We start from the raw sequence: 24,173 nt of genomic DNA on the forward strand, positions 1-24,173 counted from the left end.
AAACTGTGGCGGTTCCGCCACAGTTTTCTTACTCGACCTCGACCTCGACCATGGCCTGGTAGTCGGGGTGGCGGCTGATCCACTCGGCCACGTAGGGGCACAGCGGGCGCACCTTCAGCCCGGTGTCCCTGCTCACGTCGAGCGCCCGCCGGACGAGCCGGCTCGCCAGACCCTTGCCCTCGAAGGCCGGGTCGACCTCGGTGTGGGTGATGACGATGGTCGTGGGCAGCAGCTTGTACTCGGCGAACCCGGCGAGCGTGTCGCCCACGTGGATCTCGAAGCGGTGCTCGTCCGGGTTGTCGACGATCGTGACCTCGTCGGTCACTTCTTGTCCAGGTCGGCCTCGTGCGGGACCTCGATCTTGGAGATCTGCTTGTTCATCGACTTGATGAGGAAGAAGAGCGCGAATCCCATGAGGGCCACGACGGTGAAGCCCAGGATGCCCGGGCTCACGTCACCAATGGCGAAGTACGTCACGCCTCCAGCTTACTTGCACGCGCACGCGGTCTCCTCGGCGTGTATGCCCGCGAACAGGTCGTCCTCCGGAAGCTTGGTGTCGACCAGCGACCGCGCCAGGTGGAAGTCCTCCGTCGGCCAGATCTCCTGCTGCAGCTCCCTCGGGCACACGAACCAGAACCCGTCGGGGTCGACCTGCGTGGCGTGCGCCATCAGCGCCTCGTCGCGGGTCTTGAAGTAGTCGCCGCAGGGCACCCGCGTGGTCACCGGCCACTTCTGGGGCCGGTCCTCCCAGCGGGCGATCCAGTCGGCGTACGGCGAGCCGATGCCGCGCTGGTTCATCGCGTCGTGCAGCGCCTCGAAGCGCTCCTTGGTGAAGCCCATCTGGTAGTAGAGCTTCAGCGGCTGCCAGGGGTCGCCCGTGCCCTGGTAGCGGTCGGGGTCGCCGGCCGCGTCGAACGCCTCCACCGACACCCTGTTGGTCATGATGTGGTCGGGGTGCGGGTAGCCGCCGTCGTCGTCGTAAGTGAGGATCACGTGCGGCCTGAACTCGCGCACCGCCGCGACCAGCGGCCTGGTGGCCTCCTCCAGCGGCTGGAGGGCGAAGCAGCCCTCGGGCAGCGCCTCGTCCTCGTTCTCCGGCAGGCCCGAGTCGACGAAACCGAGGAAACGCTGGCGCACTCCGAGGATCTCGCGCGCGCGGTCCATCTCCTTGCGGCGGACCTCGCCGATGTTGGCGACGATCTCGGGGCGGTCCATCTTCGGGTTGAGCACGGAACCGCGCTCACCGCCCGTGAGGGTACAGACGAGGACCTCAACGCCTTCCGCGACGTAACGCGCCATGGTGGCGGCGCCCTTGCTCGACTCGTCGTCGGGATGGGCGTGGACGGCCATCAGCCTCAGCGGTGCGCTCACTGGCTCGCTGTCTCCTCACTTCGGACCGGGTCACTCGCCGTAAGAGGTTTACTTCTCTTGGGCGGGTCGCAGGGGCGGACCCCCGGCAGGCGACAATTGTCTCGGACAACACCAGGGAGTGCAGGGAGATTCCGTCATGGCCACCAGAGATGTCGAGAACGGTCCGGTTCTCGGCACCCCGGACGACTTCAGCGACCGTCCTGAGCGGCAGGGCAGGTTCGTCGTCCACGTCGTGATCGCCGTGCTGGTGGCGATCATCGCAGGTGGCTGGGGTTACGTGATGTGGTCGGCCACCGGCAACGTCGGGGTCACCAAGCAGGTCGTCGCCTTCGACGCCTCCAGGCCCGACTCCGCTGAGATCACTTTCGAGATCGCCAAGCCCGCCGACAGGGCGGCGGTGTGCCGCCTGCGCGCCACCGACGCGAACCATGTGGAAGTCGGCAGCAAGGAAGTAAAGATTCCGGCCGGCGAGGGGTATACCCGACTGAAGGAGAGCTTGGACATCAGTGGCCAGGCCTCTTCCGTCCACATCCAGTACTGCAATCTCGTATAGTGAGACATTTGGGGAAGCGTTCGAGCGGGTAAAGTTGTTAGTCTTTCGCGATTCGCAATCCCAAGTGAACTCAGGGCCCCCTAAGGAAGCAAGGAGAACCCGTGGCCTACTCTCGCGATGAGAACGTCACCTGGCTGACGCAGGAGGCGTACGACCGCCTGAAGGAGGAGTACGACTACCTCTCGGGCCCGGGCCGTGTTGACATCGCCAAGAAGATCGAGGCTGCTCGCGAAGAGGGCGACCTGAAAGAGAACGGCGGCTACCACGCGGCCAAGGACGAACAGGGCAAGATCGAGGCCCGCATCTACCACCTCAGGCAGCTCCTCGACAGCGCCAGGGTGGGCGAGGCCCCCAAGACCGAGGGCGTGGTGGGCCCCGGCATGACCGTCACGATCCGCTTCGAGGGCGACGATGACGAGGTCACCTTCCTGCTCGCCTCCCGCGAGGAGACCGGCGCGCCGATCGACGTCTACTCGCCCAAGTCCCCTCTCGGTGCCGCGATCAACGGCAAGAAGATCGGGGAGAAGGCGACCTACGCCATGCCCAACGGCCGTCAGAACACGGTCGAGATCCTCGAGGCCGTGCCGTACATCGGCAACTGAGTCCAGAAGAGGAGATCCGCCGGGCCGCTGGCCCGGCGGATCTTCAGCGTGCCGGTGGCGGGATCAGGCAGGACCTGTCCTTCCTGGTGTACGGCGACCGCCGCCCCGCGCCGCCGCCCGGCCCGTACGGTCACCGGCCGAAGCGGCCGCCGCGCGGTCACCGGCTGGTGCCGTTCATCGCGGTGACGCTGGCCATGGTGATCGCCGCCGATGTGGCGTTACTCGGTGAGCTCTCCGAGCAGGAGCCGGCCTCGACCGCCGTGACGGCCAAGAAGCTGGCGCCCCAGGAAGACCTGGTCGCCGAGACCAAGACGGCGCCTCCCGTGCGGCCGCTGGGCAAGCTCCGCTCGCCCAGCGTGTTCGTGGTGACACGCAAGCCCTTACGGCGCTCCACCATGGAGAAGGTCGTCAGGGTCAAGGGCATCCAGGCGGTCGAGCTCGCCGACGCCGCCTCCGTCCAGATCGACGGCAAGCGCGTGCAGACGCTCGGCGTCGATCCCTCCAGTTTCAGGGCGTACACGCCCAAGGTGACCGCTTCGTCCGACGGCCTGTGGGCCAACGTCGCGGGCGGCGACGTGGCCGTCTCGTTCGTGCTCGGCAACGACGGCGGGCTCACGCTGGGCCGCAGCGTGCCGGGGCCGGGCGGCCAGCTCAGGATCGGCGCCTACGCGACGATGGGCATGGGCGCGGTGGACGCCGTCCTCTCCAGGGACAAGGCCCGCGCGCTGGGCTTCCCGCAGAACAACGCGCTCGTGATCAGCGCTCCGAAGGTCGACACCTCCACCCTGCGCAGGGCGCTGCTGCGGGTGCTGCCCAAGGGTTCGCAGGTCGCCGCGATCAATCCGGTGCTGGCCGCGCCCAAGCGGGTCACCCAGTGGAGCTCGGGCTCGTTCATGTCGGCCGGGCAGCTGACCACCGCGTTGCGGGCGGCGGTCGGCAAGCTGGGCCGGCCGTACGTGTGGGGGGCCGAGGGTCCCGACACCTTCGACTGCTCGGGCCTGGTGCAGTGGGCGTTCGCGCAGGCGGGGGTCCGGATGCCACGAGTCACCCACCAGCAGTGGGTGGCGGGGCCGCAGGTGCCACTGTCGCAGGCGCAGCCGGGCGACCTCATCTTCTGGCGGCTTGACCCCACCAACCCCGGCTACATCTCCCATGTGGCGATTTATTGGGGTAATGGCAAGGTGCTGCAGGCGCCCAGGACCGGCGACGTGGTGAAGATCTCACCGCTCAGTACACGCGGGCTGGCGGGCGTCGTCCGAGTCAGCCCGCGCGTCGCGGCTCGCGTTCGCTGACAGCGTTTCCTTGACAGTCCAGCCAAGGCTGGCTCTTGCCCATTGCGTGTGTAATTCTCATTACATGGATACTGACGAAGCAGCCAGCACACTGCGCGCGTGGTTCACCGGACGCCTGCCCGAGACCTGGTTCACCGGTCCCGTCACCATCGTCCTCGACCGCGAGGAGATCGCCGTGCTCGGCACCCTGCCCGAGCCCGAGGCCGAGTCGGAGGCCGAGAAGGCCGCCATGATCGACGGCCTCATCAGGCGCTTCCGCGAGGAGACCAGGGAGCGCCGTATCGAGATCGCGTCGGAGGCCGAGCGGAAGTTCCGCCGCAAGGTCTCGTGGGGTGTCGTCTGCGGCGACGAGACGGTGATGTTCACCACACTGTCCGTGCCCGTCATGACCCGGCTGCGCCAGTCCGAGCGGCAGGTTCTCGACACGCTGGTCTCCGCGGGCGTGGCCCGCAGTCGCAGCGACGCGCTCGCCTGGTGCGTACGCCTGGTCGGCAAGCACACCGACACCTGGCTCTCGGAGCTGCGCGACGCCCTGCAGCACGTCGACCGCATTAGAGCGGCGGGCCCTTCGGGAATGGACTGAACCAATGCGCACATTGGTTTAGACCTTTTCTCTTGGTCTGGACCACTTCCCTTTCTTTAAATCGCTTCTCGATGGGTAGGTTCCCCCTCCACCACGGCCACTGCCTGCGCAAAGGTCTACTCCAATTCGCCTTTGTCGGCATTAGTCGATAATGATGACGTGGCCCAGAAATGAGTGGAGGAGCCACCGCCGTGTCCCTTTCCGTGGAAGTACCCACCCCGACGACCAACCAGAAATTGGCCGACTGGGTGAACGAGATCGCCGCCCTGACCCAGCCCGCCAGGATCGAATGGTGCGACGGGTCCGAGGCCGAATGGACGCGCCTGACGAACCTGCTCGTGGACCAGGGAACCTTCACCCGGCTCGCCAAGCGGCCCAACAGCTTCTACGCCAAGTCCGACCCGAGCGACGTCGCCCGGGTGGAGGACCGGACCTACATCTGCTCCGAGCGCGAGGAGGACGCGGGCCCGACGAACAACTGGATCGCGCCCGCCGAGATGCGCAAGACCTTCGGCGAGCTGTTCAAGGGCTGCATGCGCGGCCGCACGATGTACGTCGTGCCGTTCTGCATGGGCCCGCTGGGTGGTGACATCTCGCAGCTCGGCGTCGAGATCACCGACTCGCCGTACGTCGCCGTCTCCATGCGGATCATGACGAGAATGGGTGCCGAGGCGCTGCGCCTGATCGAGGAGCGCGACGAGTTCGTGAAGGCGGTCCACTCCGTCGGCGCGCCCCTGGCCGAGGGCCAGCAGGACGTGCCGTGGCCGTGCAGCTCGACCAAGTACATCAGCCACTTCCCCGAGACCCGCGAGATCTGGTCGTACGGCTCCGGCTACGGCGGCAACGCGCTGCTCGGCAAGAAGTGCTACGCGCTGCGCATCGCCAGCGTGATGGCGCGTGACGAGGGCTGGCTGGCCGAGCACATGCTCATCCTCAAGCTGACGCCGCCCACCGGTGAGACCCGCTACGTGGCCGCCGCGTTCCCGAGCGCCTGCGGCAAGACGAACCTCGCCATGCTCCAGCCGACCATTCCAGGCTGGAAGGTCGAGACGATCGGCGACGACATCGCCTGGATGCGTTATGGCGAAGACGGCAGACTGTATGCCATCAACCCTGAGGCCGGATTCTTCGGCGTCGCGCCCGGCACCGGCGAGACCACCAACGCCAACGCCGTGAAGACGCTGTGGGGCAACAGCATCTTCACCAACGTCGCGCTCACCGACGACGGCGACGTGTGGTGGGAGGGCCTGACCGACCAGCCGCCCGCGCACCTCACCGACTGGAAGGGCCGCTCCTGGACGCCCGAGTCCGACGAGCCCGCCGCGCACCCGAACGCCCGCTTCACCACCCCCGCCTCCCAGGCGCCCACCATCGCGCCGGAGTGGCAGGACCCCAAGGGCGTGCCCATCTCGGCGATCCTGTTCGGCGGCCGCCGCGCCACCGCGGTGCCGCTGGTCACCGAGTCGCTGAGCTGGCAGCACGGCGTCTTCCTCGGAGCCAACGTCGCCTCCGAGAAGACCGCCGCCGCCGAGGGCAAGGTCGGCGAGCTGCGCTACGACCCGTTCGCGATGCTGCCGTTCTGCGGCTACAACATGGGCGACTACTTCGGCCACTGGCTGTCGATCGGCCGCCGCCAGGGTGCCAAGCCGCCGCGCATCTACTACGTGAACTGGTTCAGGAAGGACGACTCAGGGCGCTTCATCTGGCCGGGGTTCGGCGAGAACAGCCGCGTGCTCAAGTGGATCGTCGAGCGGCTGAACGGCGAGGCCGAGGCCGTACCGACGCCGATCGGCCTGCTGCCCAAGGAGCTCGACACCGAGGGCCTCGACCTGCCAGAGGAGGACCTGCGCACGCTGCTCACCGTCGACCGTGAGGTGTGGCGGGAAGAGGCGGCGCTGATCCCCGCGCACTTCGAGAAGTTCGGCGACCACCTGCCGAAGGAGCTGTGGGCCGAGTACGAGGCCCTGCTCGACCGCCTGTGATGCCGACGCCATGCCGGGCGGTACGGCCCGGCATGGCGGAGAACAGTCCTTCCGCCTGCCATGCACCGGCCTGATGCGGTCTTCCTGAGCTTGCCCCGGTTGGGGGAAACTTTTGAAGGGACACCGCACGTCTCATAGGAGACGGGGCATTTCTCCTTCTTCAGGGAGGCAGTGCATGGAGTTCGTTCTGCTCATCCTCGCCTTGCTCCTGGTCGTCGCGGTCACCGGCACCGCGTCCTCACTCAGGAGGGAACACGCGAGGGTCCGCGAGGTCGCGGTCACCACCGGCCGCGGCGAACTCGGCCACTACGAGCTCGCCTACCTCGCGGGCGGCCCCCGGCGGGTCGTCAACACCGCCATCGCCCTCATGGCCAGGGCGGGCAGCCTGCGGCTCTCCCGCGGCGGATCGGTGCACCACGTGGCGGGCGCGACCGCGGACGATCCCGTCGAGCGGGCGGTGCTGGCCGCCGTCGCCGCCAGGCCGGGCGGGGCGTCCGTGAGCGTGCTGCGCCACGACGTCGGCAACGGGCCGGTCATCGACGACCTGCGGCACCACCTCATGGCGGTCGGCCTCATCGTGCCCGATGGCTCGCTCACGCCGGTCCGCACCTACGTGACCCGCCTGTCGGGCTGGTCGGGGCTGGCGGCCGTCCTCGGCGTCTTCACGCTGGCGATGATCACCTTTGGTACGGTGCCCGCCGGGTTCGTCCCGGTGGGGACGCTGCTGATCTGCGCCGGCCTCTGGGTCGGCGGGCGCATCGTCGTCCTGCGGACGCGTCGCGCCCTCACCGACACGCTGAGCGCCGCGGGCCGTACCGAGCTGTCCAGGGCACAGGGGCTGCACGTACGGGGCGCCGGTCGCTCCCACGCCCCCGACCTGGCGTTCGCCGTCGGCATGCCCGTCGCCCTGTACGGCCTGAGCGAACTCGACGACTCCTCCCTCAGGCAGGAGCTCGAGGACGAGGTCAACACCAAGGCGTCCTCCTCCTCGTCGGGCGGCTGCGCCTCGGGCGCGTGTGGCGGCGGCTCGGGCTCCGACAGCGGTTACGGCGGTGGCGACTTCGGCTCGTCCTCGTGCGGCGGCTCCAGCAGCGGCTCCAGCGGCGGCGGGTCGGGCTGCGGCGGCGGGTGCGGCGGCGGCTGCGGCGGTGGGTGACCGATGAACCCGCTCGGGGTGGGCATCGGCTGGCGGCCCGAGATCGACCTGACCGTGGAACGCCTTCCCGACGTCGACTTCGTGGAGGTCGTCGCGGAGAACATCAGGCCCGCCGCGCTCCCCGAGTCGCTGCGGGTGCTGCGGGAGCGGGGCATCCCCGTCGTCCCGCACGGGGTCGGCCTCGGCCTCGGCGACGCCACCCCTCCCGACCCCGTGCGCCTGGCCCACCTGGCGGCCTGCGCGAAGGCCCTCGACGCGCCGCTGGTCAGTGAGCACCTGGCGTTCGTGCGAGCGGGCGGGATGGAGGCGGGCCACCTGCTGCCCGTCCCGCGTACCCGCGAGACGCTCGCGGTCGTCGCCGACAACATCATGCGCGCCCAGGACGCGCTGCCCGTTCCGCTGGCGCTGGAGAACGTGGCGGCCATCTTCGGCTGGCCCGAGGATGAGCTGACCGAGGCGGAGTTCCTGGGCGAACTGGTCGAACGCACCGGAGTCCAGCTCCTCGTCGACGTCGCGAACCTCTACACCAACCAGGTCAACCTGGACCTGTCGGCAGTGGAGGCGCTGGACGTGCTGCCGCTGGCCTCGCTCGCCTACGTGCACGTGGCCGGCGGACACCTGCACGACGGCATCTGGCACGACACCCACGCCCACACAGTGCCCGAACAGGTGCTGGACGTCCTGGAGGAGCTGTGCGCGCGGGTGACGCCGCCCGGCGTCCTGCTGGAGTGGGACGACCACTACCCGAGCGACGCCGCCCTGGCGACCGAACTCGACCGCGTCCGCACCGCCATCGCCGCCGGCGCCCGCCGCCTGACGAGCTCCCAGGCGGGCACGACGGAAAACGCGGGCCCCCACACCCGGCCACTCCGTGAACCGGGGACACCGGCGACGAGCGAGACGCCGACCGGGCGCGCGGCGTCGGCGGCGTCGGCGGCGAGAGAGGCGACCCTCGGTGAGGGACCGTGGTGAGCGGGTCGACGTCTGGTGGGGCGTCGGCGGTGAGTGAGTCTGCAACGGGTGGGGCGTCGGCGGTGAGAGGGGCGGCCACCGCTGGAGAGTCGGCGGCGAGCGGGATCGGGACCGCTGGGGCAAGGCCGCGGGCGGAGACGGCGGTCGCGAGGAGAGGCGCAGGAGTGACGGTGGACGAGGTCCGGGAGCGAATGGGGGCCGCGCAGGCGGGCGTGGTCGCGGCCCTGGTCGCGGGGGCCACCCCACCCGCCGGTTTCGACGCGGTACGGCTGGCGGTCCAGGCGCGCAGCCTGGTGGCCAAGCGACGCGGCATCGTGGCCAGGCTGCGCCCCGACGCGGCGACCGCGGCGGGCCCCGACCTGGCAGCCGAGTTCGCCGCCTACGCCGCCGCCCGCACCGAACCCCCACCCGGGTACCGCGCCGACGCGGACGACTTCGCCGACTGGCTGCGCACCCGAGGAATCCTCCACGACCCGCCTCCCGCGCCGAACCCCCGCAACCCGGACCTCGCTCCGGGCCCCCGCAGGCGCTGGCCCTTCTCCATCCGTCGTTCGCTGACCAGTCCGGGCCCGTGAGCACGACAGCCCTTGCTCTGCTCGGCCAGACATCCTATGTTTGCCGCGTGATAGTCGACGCGCACCAGCACTTCTGGAACCTGGAGACCGGGTCGTACTCCTGGCCCACCCCCGACCTCCCGGTCCTCTACCGCGCCTTCGCCCCCGAGGATCTCGCCCCCGAGCTGGCCGCCGCAGGCGTCGACCACACGGTCGTGGTGCAGGCCGACGACTCCTTCTGGGAGACCGACGCCATGCTCGCCCACGCCGACGCGCACGACTTCATCGGGGGCGTCGTCGGCTGGGTCCCGCTCGACCGTCCCGACGAGGCCGCCGAGGCGCTCGACCGCTACGGAAGACATCCGAAGTTTGTCGGCGTCCGGCACCTCATCCACACCGAGCCCGACCCCGACTGGCTGGTCCGGGACGCCGTGCTCGAAGGGCTGGGCCTGCTGGCCGGGGCGGGCGTGCCGTTCGACGTGGTCTCGCTGCTGCCCCGGCACCTGGAGCACGTGGTCACGATCGCCGGGCGCCATCCCACACTCAAGATCGTCATCGATCACCTGTCCAAGCCCAGGATCGCCGCCCACGAGCTCGAACCGTGGGCCTCGCTGCTGCGCGCCGCCGCTGGCTGCCCCAACGTGTACGCGAAGGTGTCGGGCCTGGTCACCGAGGCCGACCACGTCAACTGGACGGTGGAGGACCTGCGGCCCTACGTCGAGCACGCGGTGGAGGTGTTCGGCCCTGACCGGCTGATGTTCGGCAGCGACTGGCCGGTGGCCCTGCTCGCGGCCGACTACCAGACGGTTTTCACGGTGTACCGAGCGCTTCTTGGGGGGATCGACCAGGCGAAGGTGCTTGGCGGCACTGCAGCCCGTTTCTATGGATTAAGCGGGATTTAGTGCGGAAAAGCTGGTGTGCATGGGTGGACTACGCTGCGTCGACGGCTCATACCTGAGCGTCACTCCGGTCGCGTGCACGGACAGCCTCGGCGTGCCGTACGAGATCACCCTGGCGCTGCATCGCGACGGCGCGCCGTACGGGATGGTGGGGGAGCGGTGCGGCTGGTTCCTGGCGCGCCTGGCGCGCGGGGTGTGTGACGCCCGCGCGGAGTGCGGGCAGGCCCGAGCGTGGCCCGATCCGGACGACAGGTTCCCCGGGAACGAGCCGGACGGCGAGCTGTTCGCCTTCAGGTACCGCTCCCACTCGCATGCGGTGGGCGGCGGTGAACTGCGCTGCCGGCTGCGCACCCTCGCAGCCTGGGTGCCGGGGCGCGGCGGCGCCGGCGAGTGGCGCCTGACGCGGCGTGCCTTCGTGGAGGCCTGGGGTCCGCCGGGGGTCGGGCTGCGGGCGGTGCTGACCTCGGGCGAACTCGCGGTGTTCGTGGGATCACTGGTCGCCGAGGCGGAGGGCGCCTTGGAACCTCGGGAACTGGCGAGGAATCCGATGGAGGGGGCCAGCAGTCTCGAAAGGCGGTGATAATTGCCTGGTTAGGTCGTGAGTCGACCACAAAGGGCACAGCACCGCTGGGGAGGGACTCCGTGGGCCTGCGCGATCTGGTCTACCGGCTGTACGAGCGCCGGTTGGAGGCCAAGCTGTCAGCCGACAGCGACAACTTCCCCCGCCATGTCGGGGTCATCATCGACGGCAACCGCCGTTGGGCGCGCGCGATGGGCATGCGCGACGTCAGCAAGGGGCACAGGAAGGGCGCCGACAAGATCTCCGAGCTGCTCACCTGGTGTCGTGAGGCGGGCGTGGAGGTCGTCACCGTCTGGATGCTGTCCAGCGACAACCTCAACCGCCCCAAGGAGGAGCTCGAACCGCTCCTGAAGATCATCGAGGACGTCACGCAGGAGCTCGTGGACGAGGGCTGGCGTATCAGCCCGGTCGGCGCGCTCGATCTGCTGCCCGACCGGACCGCCAATGTCCTGAAAAACGCGAAAGAAGTTACATCGCACCGTCCAGGGCTGATTGTGAACGTTGCGGTTGGGTATGGAGGAAGACGTGAGATTGCCGATGCGGTGCGCTCACTCCTCCAGGAGCAAGCAAGCAAGGGGGCGAGCATCGAGGACCTGGTCGAGGTTCTCGATGTGGAGCACATCGCGGAGCATCTCTACACTCGCGGCCAGCCCGATCCCGACCTCCTCATCAGGACGTCGGGCGAGCAGCGACTGTCGGGCTTCATGCTCTGGCAGAGCGCCCACTCGGAGTTCTACTTCTGCGAGGCCTACTGGCCTGACTTCCGCAAGGTCGACTTCCTACGGGCGCTGCGCGACTACGCCGCGAGGCACCGACGCTACGGGTCCTGAGCCACGTTCACGAACAGCGCGTGGCGGGTATTCAGGACCTAACGTTGGAAGTGGTCGGCCACAGGCCGGTCACTCCGGAGAGGGCCCGCCTTTGCGCACAGACCTGCCGAGGGGGGCCGGTCCCCGGCGCCCCACGCGGGTGCGGGTCCGGTCCGAATTCCCGCCTCGTCTGCAGGGTGCCCAATCCAACGGGCGCCCGGGGGAGAACGTGTGGCAGTGTCCTCGAGCAACTACCCCACCAAGCGCACCTACGTGCTGGACACCTCGGTCCTGCTCGCCGACCCGGCGGCGATGACCCGCTTCGCCGAGCACGAGATCGTCCTCCCGATCGTCGTGATCACGGAGTTGGAGGCCAAGAGGCACCATCCCGAGCTGGGCTACTTCGCGCGGAAGGCACTGCGCTACCTCGACGAGCTGCGGGTACGGCACGGCAGGCTCGACGAGCCGATGCCGACGGGTGAGGGCACGATCAGGGTCGAGCTGAACCACAGCGACCCGTCGATCCTGCCGGTCGGCTTCAGGCTGGGCGACAACGACACCCGCATCCTCACCGTGGCGCGCACGCTGGCGGCCGAGGGCAAGGACGTCGTTCTGGTGTCCAAGGACCTGCCGCTGCGGGTCAAGGCAGGTTCGATCGGCCTGTCGGCGGAGGAGTACCGCGCCGAGCTGGTCGCCGAGTCCGGCTGGACCGGCATGGCGGAGATCCAGGTCACCACCGACGACGTCGGCACGCTCTTCGAGCACGGCACTGCCGACCTGGAGGAGGCGCGCGAGCTGCCCGCCCACACCGGCCTGCGGCTGCTGTCCAGCAGGGGCTCGGCGCTCGGCAGGGTGCTGCCCGACAAGTCCGTACGGCTGGTCCGCGGCGACAGGGAGGCGTTCGGCCTGCACGGCCGCTCGGCCGAGCAGCGCATCGCCCTCGACCTCCTCATGGACCCCGAGGTGGGCATCGTGTCCCTGGGTGGCAGGGCGGGCACCGGCAAGTCGGCTCTGGCGCTCTGCGCGGGCCTGGAGGCCGTTCTGGAGCGCCGCCAGCACCGCAAGGTCGTGGTGTTCCGCCCGCTCTACGCGGTGGGCGGCCAGGAGCTCGGCTACCTGCCCGGCTCCGAGGGCGAGAAGATGGGCCCGTGGGCGCAGGCCGTCTACGACACGCTGGGCGCGGTGACGACGCCCGAGGTGATCGAGGAGGTTCTCGACAGGGGCATGCTGGAGGTCCTGCCGCTCACCCACATCCGCGGCCGTTCGCTCCACGACGCCTTCGTGATCGTGGACGAGGCGCAGTCGCTGGAGCGCGGGGTGCTGCTGACCGTGCTGAGCAGGATCGGCGCCAACTCCCGCGTCGTGCTCACCCACGACATCGCCCAGCGTGACAACCTCAGGGTCGGCAGGCACGACGGCGTCGTGGCGGTGGTGGAGAAGCTCAAGGGCCATCCGCTGTTCGCGCACGTCACGCTGACCAGGTCCGAGCGCTCTCCGATCGCCGCGCTGGTGACGGAGATGCTGGAGGACATCACGATGTAGCGCGGCTCAGGAAGGCGCGCCCGCGGGAGCCAGGTCGTGGAACTCCTTGCAGGTGCGCCTTCCCGACGTCGACGACGGCGAGACGCTCCTGGTGATGTTGACCTGCACCTTGGCGATCTCCGGCCGCATCCGCGCGGTGCACACGATCTGGGCGAGCGCCACCCGGCTCAGCTCCCTTTCGCCCCGCAGGGTGACGTAGAGGACGAGGCTCTTGTTGTCCGGGTCCATGCGCTGGGTCCGCTGGCCCAGGGGCTCGGAGTCGACGTCCTGGTAGCGCATGCCGTACAGGTCGGTGTCCTGGCCGGACTCCACGGGATGGTTGGCGAGGTCCATGAGCGTGCGCATCAGGTCCTCGGTGGTCTTGCTGGCGACCCTGACCTGCTGCAACGTCAGTCGGCCCTTCTTGATCAGGTAGATCTGGGCCCAGATCGGCTCCGTGCTGATCACGGGGGCCGCCGTGATCGCGGTGACCGGGCTGGGCGTGATGCCGCAGCCGGTGAGCAGCAGCAGGGCGGCCAGGAGGAACGGCAGTCGTCTCATGCGTGGGGCAGCCAGACCGTGAAGAGGGTGCCGGGCTTCTGCGAGCGCACCGAGATCGTGCCGCCGTGCAGCTGGGCGTTGGCGCGCGCGATGGACAGGCCCAGGCCGCTGCCCTGGCTGCGGACGCGGCCGGTGCCCGCCTTGAAGAAGCGGTCGAAGACGTGCGGCAGGGCCTCGGGTGGAATGCCTTCGCCGTGGTCTCGCACCTTCACCTCCAGCCCGTTGGGCGTGCTGCGGGCGGTGACCAGGACGGGCGGCCCGCCGTGCTTGAGCGCGTTGCCGACCAGGTTGGCCACGATGACGTCGAACCTGCGGGGGTCGAGGTTGACGACGACGCCCGTCGGGGCCTGCACCCTGACGTCCTCGCTCCAGCCGCGCACCTCCAGGCTGTCGCCGATGGCGTCGGCGACGTCGACGGACTCCAGCGCCAGCGTGGCCGTGCCCGCGTCGAACCTGCTGACCTCGATGAGGTGCTCCACCAGCTCCCTGAGCCGCTCCACCTCCGACAGCACGAGCCTGACCGCGCTGGCGGGCTGGTCGGGCAGCCGGTCGGCCTCCTCGGAGAGCATGTCGGCCACGGCCGTCATCGCGGTGAGCGGGGTGCGCAGTTCGTGGGAGACGTCGGCGACGAACCTGCGCGACATCGCCTCCAGCGCGCGCAGCTCGGAGACGCTCAGCTCCAGCGCCGCGGCGGCGTCGTTGAAGTGGGCGGTGAGCTCGGACAGCTCGTCCTTGCCCCGCACGGGCAGCCGCGTGTCCAGCTTGCCGCGGCCGAGCGCCTGGGCGGCGGCGCTGAGCCTGCCCACGGGGAGGAGCACGTGCCTGGCCGACAGGAGGGCCACCGCGAGCGCGATGAGCAGGGTGATGGCGCCGGCCTGGGCGAAGGCCACCCTGAGGTTGGCCAGGGTCCGCTCCTCCTCGCCCAGCGACACGAACTCGTAGACCAGCAGGCCCGTCGGCCTGGGGATGTCGTCGGTGCCCGCCCGGTAGACCTGCGTGCCCAGCACGAGCCGCAGCTCGCCGTCGATGATCCGGCGCTGGCTGACCAGCTTGCGCAGCGCCTGGCCGCGCAGCTCTCCCGAGACGTCGTCGGGGCCGAACGCGCCCGCCTCGTCCCGGTAGTAGAGGCCCTGGTACTCCAGGAGCGTGTGGCGGTCGGGGCCTGCCAGGGAGTTGGCGAGGTTGTCCAGTTCCTCGCCGCTCGGCGGTACCTCGCCGGGGCGCAGGTCGCCGACGGCGAAGTCGATGCGCCGCAGGTCCTTGGTGAGGTTGTCGACCGCGTCCCTGGTGATCCGGTCGATCAGCGCGCCCTTGGCCAGCTCGAATCCGATGCCGGCGACCAGGGCGGAGGCCGCCACGGCGACCACGGTGAAGGTGATGACGAGCCGGCCGCGCAGGCCGGTGAGAAACGCGATCACGGTGGGCTGAACCGGTAGCCGAAACCGCGCACCGTGTGGATGAACGTCGGCTCGGCGGGCCTGGGCTCGATCTTGGCGCGCACCCGCTGGACGCAGGCGTCGACCAGGCGGGAGTCGGCCACGTGGGTGTGGTCCCAGACCACGCGCAGCAGGTAGCGGCGGTTGAGCACCTGACCGGGGTGGCGGACCAGCTCCAGCAGCAGCCGCAGCTCGGTGGGGGTGAGGTGGATCTCCTTGCCGGCCAGGCTCACCTTGAGCGCGCCCCTGTCGATGACCAGGTCGCCGAAGGTGATGCGGTCGGAGGTGGCCGACTCGGCCCTGCGCAGGATCGCCCTGATGCGGGCGTCGAGCACCCGCGGCTCGACCGGCTTGACCACGTAGTCGTCGGCGCCCGCCTCCAGGCCGACGACCACGTCGAGGTCGTCGCCCCTGGCCGTGAGCAGGATGACGGGCAGCTGGTCCAGCCTGCGGATGCGCCTGCAGACCTCGACGCCGTCGATGCCGGGAAGCATGACGTCGAGGATGGCGATCTCGGGCCGGCGCGACCTGACGTGGTCGAGCGCCTCCTCGCCGGTCGCGTAGGCGGTGACGGAATGACCTTGGCGGGTCAGAGCCAGCTCGAGCGCGGTCCGAACGGAGGGGTCGTCTTCGACGAGGAGGATTCCGGCCACGCGCACATTATTCTTCCTACCTGGGGAAATGCATTCTATGTCATGAAACTGTGACATCTCAGGCACAAGACTACAAAGAACGCCAGGCAGCCTGGGGAGGGTCCTCCCCTCGGCGCGGGGGTGCGAGGGGCGGACCGCTCTCGGGGTGTGACGAATATCACATGATCCGAAAAGCCCTGGTTGGTCAAGGTAATCCCAACGAAAAGCCACGTTCGGGTTGCGGACCACCCCCCAGGTCAGGGCAAGCTCATAGGTCGTGAACCCAGGTCCGCAGAACGAGCCCACCCCCGAGGTGCCCCGAGGCCGGCGCCGCCCGGCGCGTTCCTCCAGGCTGACACCCAAGCGGGTTCTGATCGTCGGGCTGACCCTCGTGGTCGTCTTCGGCGGCGGCGGCTTCGTCGCCTACGCCGCCTACCAGAACGCCACGGCCCCGCCCCCGCGTGAGCTCACCCTCGCGGAGATGAACGGCCTGCTCGGCGGCGACCCCTTCGCCCAGGACCCCAGCGCCGACGTGCTGAAGTCCGCCGCCGTCGACGCGATGCGCAAGGACCAGCTCTCCGCCGGCCGCAAGGGCAAGCCCAAGCTCAACCCGATCAAGGTCGTCGCCCAGGGGCCCGGCGGCGACGGCATCCCCGCGGCCAACTTCCCGCCGGGCAGCAACCCCTCGCCCGGCACCAACAAGGCCGTGGCCAAGGGCATGCTGGCAGGCTTCGGCTTCGGCGACGACCAGTGGGGCTGCCTGGAGAAGCTCTGGCACAAGGAGAGCGGCTGGAACGAGCGGGCCATGAACCGCTACTCGGGCGCCTACGGCATCCCGCAGTCGCTGCCCGGCAGCAAGATGGCCAGCGCGGGCGCCGACTGGCAGACCAATGCGGAAACCCAGATCAAGTGGGGTCTGGGCTATATCAAGGGCCGATACGGCACGCCTTGTGGTGCCTGGGGTCATTCCATGGCAACGGGCTGGTACTGACACCCTCAGTGATGGGCAAGTCCGCTCGCTCACGCTGATCCGACGGCCCACGCTGGCCGTGTGAAGGTCAGCGTGATCGTGAATGTTCACAATCCCGGCGACACCGCCGACGCGTGCATCCGTTCTGTCCTGGAACAGACGCTGCCGCCCGACGAGTACGAAGTGATCTTCGTGGACGACGGTTCCACGGACGGGACCGCCGAGCGGCTCGACACCGTCGCGTCCGTCAGGCGCAACGTGCGGGTGCTGCACCTGCCGTACACGGGCTCGTCGCTGCGCGGGCGCAACGTGGGCATCGCCAGCGCCAGGGGCGACTACGTCTACCTGCTCGACCAGGGCGACCGGCTGGAGCGGGGGGCGCTGGCCCTGATGCACCAGCGGGCCGTGGAGACGGAGGCCGACGTGCTGGTCGGCAGGCTCGTGCGCGACACGGGGCCGCCCATGGCCGCCTTCGAGGCCAACAGCGAGCGCGCCGACATCCTGCGCGACCGGCTGCTCACGCTGCTCACGCCGCACAAGCTCTACCGGCGGGCCTTCCTGGAGGAGGAACGGCTCGGCTTCGCCGTGTCCGGGGGGAAGGTGGCCGAGCAGGCGTTCTCGCTGCGCGCCTACCTTAAGGCCAAGATCATCACAGTGGTGGCCGACGAGGTGTGCTGCCACCTGGGCGAGCAGCAGGAGCGCACGGACGAGGCCGCGGTCGTGGTCACCGAGCTGCGCGCGCTGCTCGACGTCGTCGACCGGGGCACCGAGGAAGGCCGTCAGCGCGACCGGATCTACGCGTTCTGGTACCGCTCGATGGTGCTGCGCCCGTTCCTGACCCCCGCCTTCGCCGGGTCGTCGGTCGACAGGGGCCTCATCTTCACGATCTTCAGGGAGCTGGTGCTCGAACGCTTCCCCGAGCGCCTGGACCGCTACCTGCCCGTCCACCTGCGCGCCGTCGCCTCCATGATGCGCGCGGGCCGCCTCGACCAGATCATCAGCTTCGCCAACGAGTCACGGCGCGCCGAGCTGAGGGCCGAGGTGAGCGACGTGCGCTGGTCGGGGGAGGTGCTGGAGCTCGACCTCGCCGTGGAGATCCACACCTCGGCGGGCGAGCCCGCCAGGTTCCGCGAGGAGGAGGACCGGCTGTACTGGCGTCCCCCCGGCTCCGTCGACCAGACGCTGCTGCCCGACGCGGTCACGGACGTCACCGACGCCGTCGACAAGGCCCGCATCGAGGTCTACGTCAGGCACGAGGAGACGGGCGACGTCTACTTCGTCCCCGTGACCTGCGAGACCGTGCGCGTCCGCGAGCGCGGCAGAGCGAGGGTCCAGGTGCACGGGCAGGCACGGGTCGACGTCACCACCGCCGCGCTCGGCGAGGCGCTGCCGTCGGGCCTGTGGTCCGTCCACGTCAGGATGTACGGCGGAGCGCACCGCGCCGCCACCAGGGTCAGGCACTCCGACGCGCCGTTCACCTGCCTGGGCGTGCTGGCCGAGCGCCCGAGGCGGCGCCTGGTCGTGCCGTGCTGGAACGACGAGGGCGGGCTCAGCCTGTGCATCGAGCCCAGGTCGTTCTGCGACTCGATCTCGCTCGTCTCGCGCGGGACGACCGTCACCAGGCAGCAGCGCCACATCTACGTGGTGGTGCCGGTGCCGTGGGTGCCGCCGAGCGGCGGGCCCGCCATCGAGCTCGTGCTGCGCCACTCGACCCGCCAGCGGGAGGTCAGCGCGCCCGCGCTGGTCGAGCCGGGACTGCCGGGCAAGACAGCGGGGCAGCTGATCGCCAAGGTGCCCGTCGCCCGGCTGCTGCCCGGCAAGGACCAGCTCGGCCCTGGCTCGTGGCTGACGTCGCTGCGCACCGACGAGCAGGAGACGGGCCTGCGCTTCTCACTGCAGCTCCGACGCGGCCGGGTCGAGGTCGTGCCGGTGACGGCGGTCGACCCCGAACGCGACCCGATGGGCCACGACACGGCCGTGCGCAGGCTGGCCCGTCGCGTGCCAGGCGCACGGTTGCTCGTACGGCTGGCACGGGCGGGCAAGCACCGCTACCTGCGCGACTGAAGGTGCTCCACGAGCAGCCTGCGGAACTCCTCCGGGTGTTCGAGATGAGGGCTGTGGCCGCACTCGTCGAGCACGACCTCGCGGTAGTCGCCGTAGCGCTCCAGCACCGCCCTGGTCTGGGCGACCATGGGCTGTGCCGGAGTGCCTGGCGAGCCGGGCACGACCCCGAGCCCGCCGAGGTGGGCCAGGTCGAACAGCGAGGCGTCGGAGACGATGACGTCGTCGGCGCCCCTGATCCACAGGATCGGCGGCTTGGGGTCGATCGTGTGCAGGTCGTCGATGCGGAAGTGCGTGGGCGCCAGGGCGTTGAGGACGCCGCGGGTGCCAGGCCGCACGCCGGGCCACGCCTCTGACGTGGCGGCGTCGCCGGGGTAGTTGTCCTCGCCGACCCTGGTGGTCAGCATCGCGGCCACGTAGAAGTCCTCGTCGGGGACGGGCCTGGCGACGTAGGCGGAGCGGAAGACGCTGCGGGGCGAGGTGGCCGCCTCGTCCGACAGGTCGCCCTTGGCGAGGCGGGCCAGGAAGTCGGGGTTGGCGGCGCCGGCGCCCGATCCGGTGCCGTCGGCGTGGGTGAGCACGCCGTCGGCGCCCTCCGTGCCGCTGTAGCCGTACGGGGAGACGGGGTTGACGAGGGTGAGCGAGCGGACCAGGGCGGGACGGTCGCGCAGCAGCTGCATGATCACACCGCCGCCCATGCTCCACCCGACCAGGTGGACCCGCCCGAGCTCCATGGCCTCGATCAGCTCGACCAGGTCGTCGGAGAAGTCGCGCAGGCCGCGGGTGGCGTCCACCGGGGCCGGGTCGCTGTCGCCGAAGCCGCGCAGGTCCACCGCGAGCGCCCGGTACGGCTGCGGCAGCGCGCCCAGGATGTCGCGCCAGAACGCCGCCGACGAGACGTTGCCGTGGACGAACAGCACCGGCTCGCCCTCCTCGCGAGGCCCGCTCAGGACGTTGTGAGTGAGCCTCGCGGTGACGACCTTCACGCCTTGACCTTCTTCCCCTCCGCCAGGTCGCTGCCCTGCGTCTCACGGGCGGCGTAGACCGCGACGAGCGTGAGCAGCGCCGCGACGGCCAGGTAGACGGCGATCGGGACCCAGGTGCCGAACCTCTGCAGGAGCGCGACCGCGATGATCGGGGCCAGCGCGCCCGCCACGATGGCCGACAGCTGCGCGCCGATCGACACGCCCGTGTAGCGCATCCTGGTGCCGAACAGCTCGGAGAAGAAGGCGGCCTGCGGGCCGTACATCATGCCGTGGAAGAGCAGGCCCACGGTCACGGCCAGGGTGATGAGCACGAACCCGCCGGTGTTGATGAGCGGGAAGAACGCGAAGATCCACACGCCGATGCCGGCGGCGCCCGTCAGGTAGATCGGGCGGCGGCCCACACGGTCCGACAGCGCGCCCCACATCGGGATCGTGATGAAGTGGATCGCCGAGGCGATGAGCACGGCGCTCAGGATGGTCGGCTTGTCGAGCTTCACGACGGTCGTGCCGTAGGTGATGACGAAGACGGTGATCAGGTAGAAGGAGATGTTCTCCGCCATGCGGGCGCCGATGGCGATCAGCACGTCACGCCGGTGGTGCTTGAGCACGGCCGCCAGCGGCGTCTTGTCCTCCAGGGGAGGGGCCTGCTGGAAGACCGGCGACTCGCTGATGGACAGCCGGATCCACAGCCCGACCAGCACCAGCACGCCCGACAGCAGGAACGGCACCCGCCAGCCCCACGCCAGGAACGCCTCGTCGGACTGGAAGGCGGCCAGCAGCGCGAGCACGCCCGTGGCGAGCAGGTTGCCGCCGGGAGCGCCGGCCTGCGGCCACGAGGCCCAGAATCCGCGCCTGCCGGCGTCGCCGTGCTCGGAGACGATGAGGACCGCGCCGCCCCACTCGCCGCCGAGCGCGAAGCCCTGCACCAGGCGCAGCGCGGTCAGCAGCAGCGGCGCCGCCGCGCCGATCGAGGCGTGGGTGGGCAGCAGGCCGATGAGGAAGGTCGCGATGCCCATCATGAGCAGGCTGATGACCAGCAGCGTCTTGCGGCCGAGCCGGTCGCCGAAGTGGCCGAAGATCAGGCCGCCGAGCGGGCGGGCGATGAAGCCGACGGCGTAGGTGAGGAAGGCCAGCAGGGTGCCGGTCAGCGGGTCGGCCTCGGGGAAGAACAGCTTGTTGAACACGAGTGCCGCTGCCGAGCCGTACAGGAAGAAGTCGTACCACTCGATGGTGGTACCGATCAGGCTCGCGGCCACGATCTTTTTGATGCTCATGAGCTTTCGCCTGTCTGAGGGAGTGGGGGGTTTCGCCCACGGTAAGGAGTGACCGGCGTCACTCATATGGGCGCGCACCCCACACTCTGGGAGGGTGATATGTGGGTCAGCCGCTGAGCCGGTGCAGCCGGAGCGCCAGTTGGATCTCCAGAGCGCGCTCGGGGTCCTGCCAGCCCTCGCCGAGGAGCTGCGCGACGCGGTCGAGCCGCTGGGTGACGGTGTTGACGTGGATGTGCATGGCCTCGGCCGTACGCGAGGGCGAGCCGCCCGAGCCGAAGTAGGCGGCGAGCGTCTTGAGCAGCGCGGTGCCCCTGCGCTCGTCGTAGTCGATGACGGGGCCGAGCGAACCGGAGACGAACGCGCCCACGTCGCGGCCCTCGCCGATCAGCAGCCCGACGAAGCCCAGCTCGGCCGCGCTCGCGCCATCGCCCGTACGGCCCAGGGCCAGCAGCGACTCCGCGCAGCGTAGCGCCTCCCTGTGGGCGCGCGGCACGTGCGTGGGATCGATGATCGGGCCCGTCGCTCCCGCCGTGGCGGCCGAGCCGAGCGAGATGGTGAGCTCGGCGGCCACCCGCTGGGCCGCGACGCCGGGGTCGGCGCCGGGCAGCAGCAGCACCACCTCCTGGCCGCGGGCGGCGGCCAGGCCGCCGGAGAGCGTGGCCTGCGAGGAGGCCCAGAAGGCGGCCCGCTCGCGCTGCCCCTCGTGCCTGGCCACCACGACCACGTGCGGAGCTGTCAGGTCGACGCCGAGCCTGCGGGCACGGTCGGTCAGGCCCTGCGGATCCTCGGCCGCCCGGGAGATGAGGTCGTCGAGCAACTCGCCGCGCACCCTGCCCTCGGCCTCCGCCACGCTCCTGCGGAACAGCAGCAGCAGCGCGCAGACCAGCGCCGCCCGCTCCAGGATGCGCTCGTCGGCGGCGTCACGTCTGTGCGGATCGCTCTTCAGCACCAGCGTGCACAGCGGCGCGCTCGCGGTGATCATGAGGTCGCCCCTGCGGAGGGTCCTGCCCGGCACCGCCGCGTCGAGGACGCCCTGCTCCACCTCGCCGACCAGCGGCCTTCCCGTCTCGTCGAGTACGGCGAGCGTCCCGCCGAGCACCTCCGTCACCACGGCGGCCACGTCCTCGATCCCGCCGCCGCGCAGCACGAGCGAGGTCATCCTGTCGTGGGCCAGCGCGGCGCGCTCCACGGCGTCGCTGTGCTCCCTGGCGATCCGGTGCGCGTTGGACAGCTCCTCCAGGGCGTTGCGCGTCTCCTGCAGCAACCTGGCGTTGTCGATCGCGACCGCGGCGTGCGCCGCCAGGCTCGCCAGCAGCGACACCTCCTCCTGCGCGAACGGCCGCGCGCTGCGGTTGGCCGCCATCAGCACGCCGATCACCCGCTGGCCAAGCCGCAGCGGCACGCCGAGGATGGCGACCAGACCCTCCTCCTTGACCGCCTCGTCGATGTCGGTGGTGTGGCGGAAGCGCGCGTCGGCGAAGTAGTCGGCGGTGGAGTACGGCGTGGCCGTCTGCGCCACCAGACCGCCGAGCCCCGCGCCCATCGCCAGCCTGAGCGCGCGGAAGGCGGCCGAGATCGAGCCGTCGGTGACCCGCATGTAGGTGTCGCCGCGCTCCGGGTCGTGCAGCGTCATGTAGGCGGTGTCGGTGCCGAGCAGCTGCCTGGCCCTGTGCACGATCGCCTCGAGCACCGCGTCGAGGTCGCGCAGCCCCGCCAGGTCGCCCGCGGTGTCGTAGAGCGCGCTCAGCTCCGCCTCACGCCGGGCCCTGCGCCTGAGCAGCGCGCGGACCTTGAGCGCGGCCAGCTTGGCCTCTTCGAGCTCCTCGATCGTCCGCGCGCTCGCGCCCTCGGCCCTGGCCTTGAGTATCGGCCCCTCGAACTCCACCGCCGACGCCTCGCGCGCCAGCAGGTCGAGGAACGCTAGCGAGCCGTCCATCCACCGTCCACGGGAAGGGAGACGCCGGTGATGAACGAGGCCGCCGGCCCGCACAGGTAGGCCACCAGCTCGGCGACCTCCTCGGGCTCGATCAGGCGCTTGATCGCGGATGGGGCGAGCATGATCTGCTCCACGACCTCCGACTCGGGGATGCCGTGCGAGGCGGCCTGCGCGGCGATCTGCCGCTCCACCAGCTCGGTGCGCACGTAGCCGGGGTTGACGCAGGTCGACGTCACACCCTTACCCGCCCCTTCGAGTGCGATCACCTTCGACAACCCTTCGAGCCCGTGCTTGGCCGCCACGTACGCCGCCTTGTACGGCGAGGCCCGCAGGCCGTGGACGGAGGAGATGTTGACGATCCTGCCCCAGCCCGTGGCGTACATGCTCGGCAGCACCCGCCTGGCCAGCAGGAACGGCGCCTCCAGCATGACCTTGACGATCTTGGCGAAGGTCTCGGGCGGGAACTCCTCGATCGGCGCGACGTGCTGGAAGCCCGCGTTGTTCACCAGGATGTCGACGGGCTCGTCGGGCAGCGCGTCGAGGAAGCCGGGGTCGGACAGGTCGGCGACGACCGCGACGCCGCCCGTGTCCTTCGCCACCCGCTCGGCGGACTCGGCCGACAGGTCCACGGCCAGCACCCTGGCGCCCGCGGCGGCCAGCCTGACGGCGCAGGCCCTGCCGATCCCGCTGCCCGCCCCCGTCACCAGGGCGGTTCGCCCGGTCAGCTCGTCGGTCATGCCTCGGACCCTAGACCCTTCCCTTCCCGAGACACATGGAGCCCGCCCACATACCTCTGTCGATCACTATGTGGTCATTCTGATGAGCCCGCCCGCGAACGCCTTCTGGCTCAGCGCGCCCAGCTTCACCACCGAGCTCGGGTAGACACTGCCGCAGCTGGTGTCCTGGGCGACCAGGTCGGGCCTGATCACGGCCGAGTCGATGACGCCCTGGCCGTAGCCCATGAGGAAGGAACGCAGCTCGACCGGCGTGGGGTCCACGCCCTCCTCCTCCAGCGACCTGTCGATCTCGGCGACCTCCCTGGCGATGGCGTCGGACAGCGTGCGGTCCTGGGCGGCCTGGGCGAGGATGTCGCGTCCGAAACGGGCGTAGATGTGCTCGAGCGGGGTGGCGGACAGGTGCCTGGTCAGGTCCTTGGCCCTGGCCGCGCGCATGGCCTGCACGAGGCGAAGAAACAGCATCTTCATCTGGTCGGTGACGCCGTCGGTGGCGCCACGCCTCCTCTCGCTCCTTCGGGGGATTAACGGGTGCTCACAACCTCGTGGAGCGACGGCGGACCGCGCTGCGCCGATCTGTGGTGCAGTCCTGGGATGCCCACACCGCCTCCCTCGGCTCCCCGCGGGCGCGGGACGGCCACACCGGCATCGATACCCCGGCCGCCGACGCCGCCGACACCCGTGCGCGAAACGAAATCCGGTTGTTGCA

25 protein-coding genes are annotated in these 24,173 nt (G+C 70.1%); 14 read left to right on the forward strand and 11 right to left on the reverse strand.

The window, feature by feature from the left end:
- Window positions 1-28 precede the first annotated feature (28 nt).
- The 3 genes from ACFXJ8_RS05940 to mca are packed head-to-tail and all read right to left on the reverse strand — an operon-like array spanning window position 29 to window position 1,371.
- Entirely contained in the window at window positions 29-325 is a 297-nt protein-coding gene (locus ACFXJ8_RS05940) for a GNAT family N-acetyltransferase (RefSeq protein ID WP_379642685.1), read from the reverse strand.
- On the reverse strand, window positions 322-477 hold the full coding sequence (locus ACFXJ8_RS05945; protein ID WP_358136247.1) for a hypothetical protein: 156 nt from the start codon (window positions 475-477) through the stop codon (window positions 322-324). Before ACFXJ8_RS05945 ends, ACFXJ8_RS05940 begins: the two co-directional genes overlap by 4 nt.
- 9 nt (window positions 478-486) lie before the next feature.
- Window positions 487-1,371 (reverse strand): mycothiol conjugate amidase Mca, encoded by an 885-nt coding sequence (gene mca / locus ACFXJ8_RS05950; RefSeq protein WP_379642686.1) that lies wholly within the window; start codon window positions 1,369-1,371, stop codon window positions 487-489.
- Between the two features lie 136 nt (window positions 1,372-1,507).
- Here mca and ACFXJ8_RS05955 point away from each other — a divergent pair, with 136 nt between their 5' ends.
- From ACFXJ8_RS05955 to ACFXJ8_RS06010, 12 genes are all read left to right on the forward strand, one after another.
- Window positions 1,508-1,924: a DUF4307 domain-containing protein gene (locus tag ACFXJ8_RS05955; RefSeq protein ID WP_379642687.1), complete on the forward strand. Its 417-nt coding sequence runs from the start codon at window positions 1,508-1,510 to the stop codon at window positions 1,922-1,924.
- Window positions 1,925-2,025: 101 nt separating this feature from the next.
- Complete coding sequence (greA, locus tag ACFXJ8_RS05960; RefSeq protein WP_358136238.1) at window positions 2,026-2,526, forward strand: transcription elongation factor GreA; 501 nt, start codon at window positions 2,026-2,028, stop codon at window positions 2,524-2,526.
- 86 nt (window positions 2,527-2,612) lie between these two features.
- The gene (locus tag ACFXJ8_RS05965) at window positions 2,613-3,818 is read left to right on the forward strand and encodes a C40 family peptidase (protein ID WP_379642688.1); all 1,206 of its coding nucleotides are present in this window, start codon (window positions 2,613-2,615) and stop codon (window positions 3,816-3,818) included.
- A gap of 64 nt (window positions 3,819-3,882) precedes the next feature.
- Window positions 3,883-4,401 carry a hypothetical protein gene (locus ACFXJ8_RS05970; protein ID WP_379642689.1) on the forward strand — a complete coding sequence of 173 codons (519 nt, stop codon included), beginning with the start codon at window positions 3,883-3,885 and terminating at the stop codon, window positions 4,399-4,401.
- Between the two features lie 170 nt (window positions 4,402-4,571).
- Window positions 4,572-6,383: a phosphoenolpyruvate carboxykinase (GTP) gene (locus ACFXJ8_RS05975; protein ID WP_379642690.1), complete on the forward strand. Its 1,812-nt coding sequence runs from the start codon at window positions 4,572-4,574 to the stop codon at window positions 6,381-6,383.
- 175 nt (window positions 6,384-6,558) lie between these two features.
- Window positions 6,559-7,539, forward strand: coding sequence for a TIGR04222 domain-containing membrane protein (locus ACFXJ8_RS05980; protein ID WP_379642691.1), 981 nt, complete (start codon window positions 6,559-6,561; stop codon window positions 7,537-7,539).
- A gap of 3 nt (window positions 7,540-7,542) precedes the next feature.
- Window positions 7,543-8,511 (forward strand): DUF692 family multinuclear iron-containing protein, encoded by a 969-nt coding sequence (locus ACFXJ8_RS05985; protein ID WP_379642692.1) that lies wholly within the window; start codon window positions 7,543-7,545, stop codon window positions 8,509-8,511.
- Between the two features lie 170 nt (window positions 8,512-8,681).
- Window positions 8,682-9,086: a hypothetical protein gene (locus ACFXJ8_RS05990; protein ID WP_379642693.1), complete on the forward strand. Its 405-nt coding sequence runs from the start codon at window positions 8,682-8,684 to the stop codon at window positions 9,084-9,086.
- Between the two features lie 47 nt (window positions 9,087-9,133).
- Window positions 9,134-9,967: an amidohydrolase family protein gene (locus ACFXJ8_RS05995; RefSeq protein ID WP_379642694.1), complete on the forward strand. Its 834-nt coding sequence runs from the start codon at window positions 9,134-9,136 to the stop codon at window positions 9,965-9,967.
- Between the two features lie 19 nt (window positions 9,968-9,986).
- Window positions 9,987-10,544 (forward strand): hypothetical protein, encoded by a 558-nt coding sequence (locus ACFXJ8_RS06000; protein WP_379642695.1) that lies wholly within the window; start codon window positions 9,987-9,989, stop codon window positions 10,542-10,544.
- Window positions 10,545-10,606: 62 nt separating this feature from the next.
- A complete protein-coding gene (locus ACFXJ8_RS06005; protein ID WP_379642696.1) occupies window positions 10,607-11,374 on the forward strand; it encodes an isoprenyl transferase in 768 nt (255 codons plus the stop codon).
- Window positions 11,375-11,584: 210 nt separating this feature from the next.
- Entirely contained in the window at window positions 11,585-12,895 is a 1,311-nt protein-coding gene (locus tag ACFXJ8_RS06010; RefSeq protein ID WP_379642697.1) for a PhoH family protein, read from the forward strand.
- Window positions 12,896-12,901: 6 nt separating this feature from the next.
- On the opposite strand, the gene ACFXJ8_RS06015 is transcribed toward ACFXJ8_RS06010, so the two are convergent.
- Genes ACFXJ8_RS06015 through ACFXJ8_RS06025 form a run of 3 tightly spaced genes read right to left on the reverse strand, consistent with a single transcriptional unit; the run spans window position 12,902 to window position 15,524 of the window.
- Window positions 12,902-13,435 (reverse strand): hypothetical protein, encoded by a 534-nt coding sequence (locus ACFXJ8_RS06015; protein ID WP_379642698.1) that lies wholly within the window; start codon window positions 13,433-13,435, stop codon window positions 12,902-12,904.
- Complete coding sequence (locus ACFXJ8_RS06020) at window positions 13,432-14,853, reverse strand: ATP-binding protein (protein ID WP_379642699.1); 1,422 nt, start codon at window positions 14,851-14,853, stop codon at window positions 13,432-13,434. The genes ACFXJ8_RS06015 and ACFXJ8_RS06020 overlap by 4 nt, the downstream gene beginning before the upstream one ends.
- Window positions 14,850-15,524, reverse strand: coding sequence for a response regulator (locus ACFXJ8_RS06025; RefSeq protein ID WP_379642700.1), 675 nt, complete (start codon window positions 15,522-15,524; stop codon window positions 14,850-14,852). Before ACFXJ8_RS06025 ends, ACFXJ8_RS06020 begins: the two co-directional genes overlap by 4 nt.
- A 256-nt stretch (window positions 15,525-15,780) precedes the next feature.
- On the opposite strand from ACFXJ8_RS06025, the gene ACFXJ8_RS06030 reads away from it, so the two are divergent.
- Together ACFXJ8_RS06030 and ACFXJ8_RS06035 are read left to right on the forward strand one after the other, a co-directional pair.
- On the forward strand, window positions 15,781-16,494 hold the full coding sequence (locus ACFXJ8_RS06030; RefSeq protein WP_379642701.1) for a lytic transglycosylase domain-containing protein: 714 nt from the start codon (window positions 15,781-15,783) through the stop codon (window positions 16,492-16,494).
- Between the two features lie 72 nt (window positions 16,495-16,566).
- On the forward strand, window positions 16,567-18,537 hold the full coding sequence (locus ACFXJ8_RS06035; RefSeq protein ID WP_379642702.1) for a glycosyltransferase family 2 protein: 1,971 nt from the start codon (window positions 16,567-16,569) through the stop codon (window positions 18,535-18,537).
- On the opposite strand, the gene ACFXJ8_RS06040 is transcribed toward ACFXJ8_RS06035, so the two are convergent.
- The 5 genes from ACFXJ8_RS06040 to ACFXJ8_RS06060 form a co-directional block, all read right to left on the reverse strand.
- Window positions 18,522-19,520: an alpha/beta fold hydrolase gene (locus tag ACFXJ8_RS06040; RefSeq protein WP_379642703.1), complete on the reverse strand. Its 999-nt coding sequence runs from the start codon at window positions 19,518-19,520 to the stop codon at window positions 18,522-18,524. The genes ACFXJ8_RS06035 and ACFXJ8_RS06040 overlap by 16 nt on opposite strands.
- On the reverse strand, window positions 19,517-20,794 hold the full coding sequence (locus tag ACFXJ8_RS06045) for an MFS transporter (RefSeq protein WP_379642704.1): 1,278 nt from the start codon (window positions 20,792-20,794) through the stop codon (window positions 19,517-19,519). Before ACFXJ8_RS06045 ends, ACFXJ8_RS06040 begins: the two co-directional genes overlap by 4 nt.
- Window positions 20,795-20,900: 106 nt before the next feature.
- Window positions 20,901-22,730, reverse strand: a complete 1,830-nt coding sequence (locus ACFXJ8_RS06050) for a helix-turn-helix domain-containing protein (RefSeq protein WP_379642705.1) — start codon at window positions 22,728-22,730, stop codon at window positions 20,901-20,903.
- Window positions 22,715-23,467, reverse strand: a complete 753-nt coding sequence (locus ACFXJ8_RS06055; RefSeq protein ID WP_379642706.1) for a 3-hydroxybutyrate dehydrogenase — start codon at window positions 23,465-23,467, stop codon at window positions 22,715-22,717. Before ACFXJ8_RS06055 ends, ACFXJ8_RS06050 begins: the two co-directional genes overlap by 16 nt.
- 66 nt (window positions 23,468-23,533) lie before the next feature.
- A complete protein-coding gene (locus ACFXJ8_RS06060; protein ID WP_379642707.1) occupies window positions 23,534-23,929 on the reverse strand; it encodes a hypothetical protein in 396 nt (131 codons plus the stop codon).
- Between the last annotated feature and the right edge of the window lie 244 nt (window positions 23,930-24,173).

Origin of the sequence: Nonomuraea sp. NPDC059194, assembly GCF_042754765.1 — a bacterium.
Lineage (GTDB): Bacteria > Actinomycetota > Actinomycetes > Streptosporangiales > Streptosporangiaceae > Nonomuraea.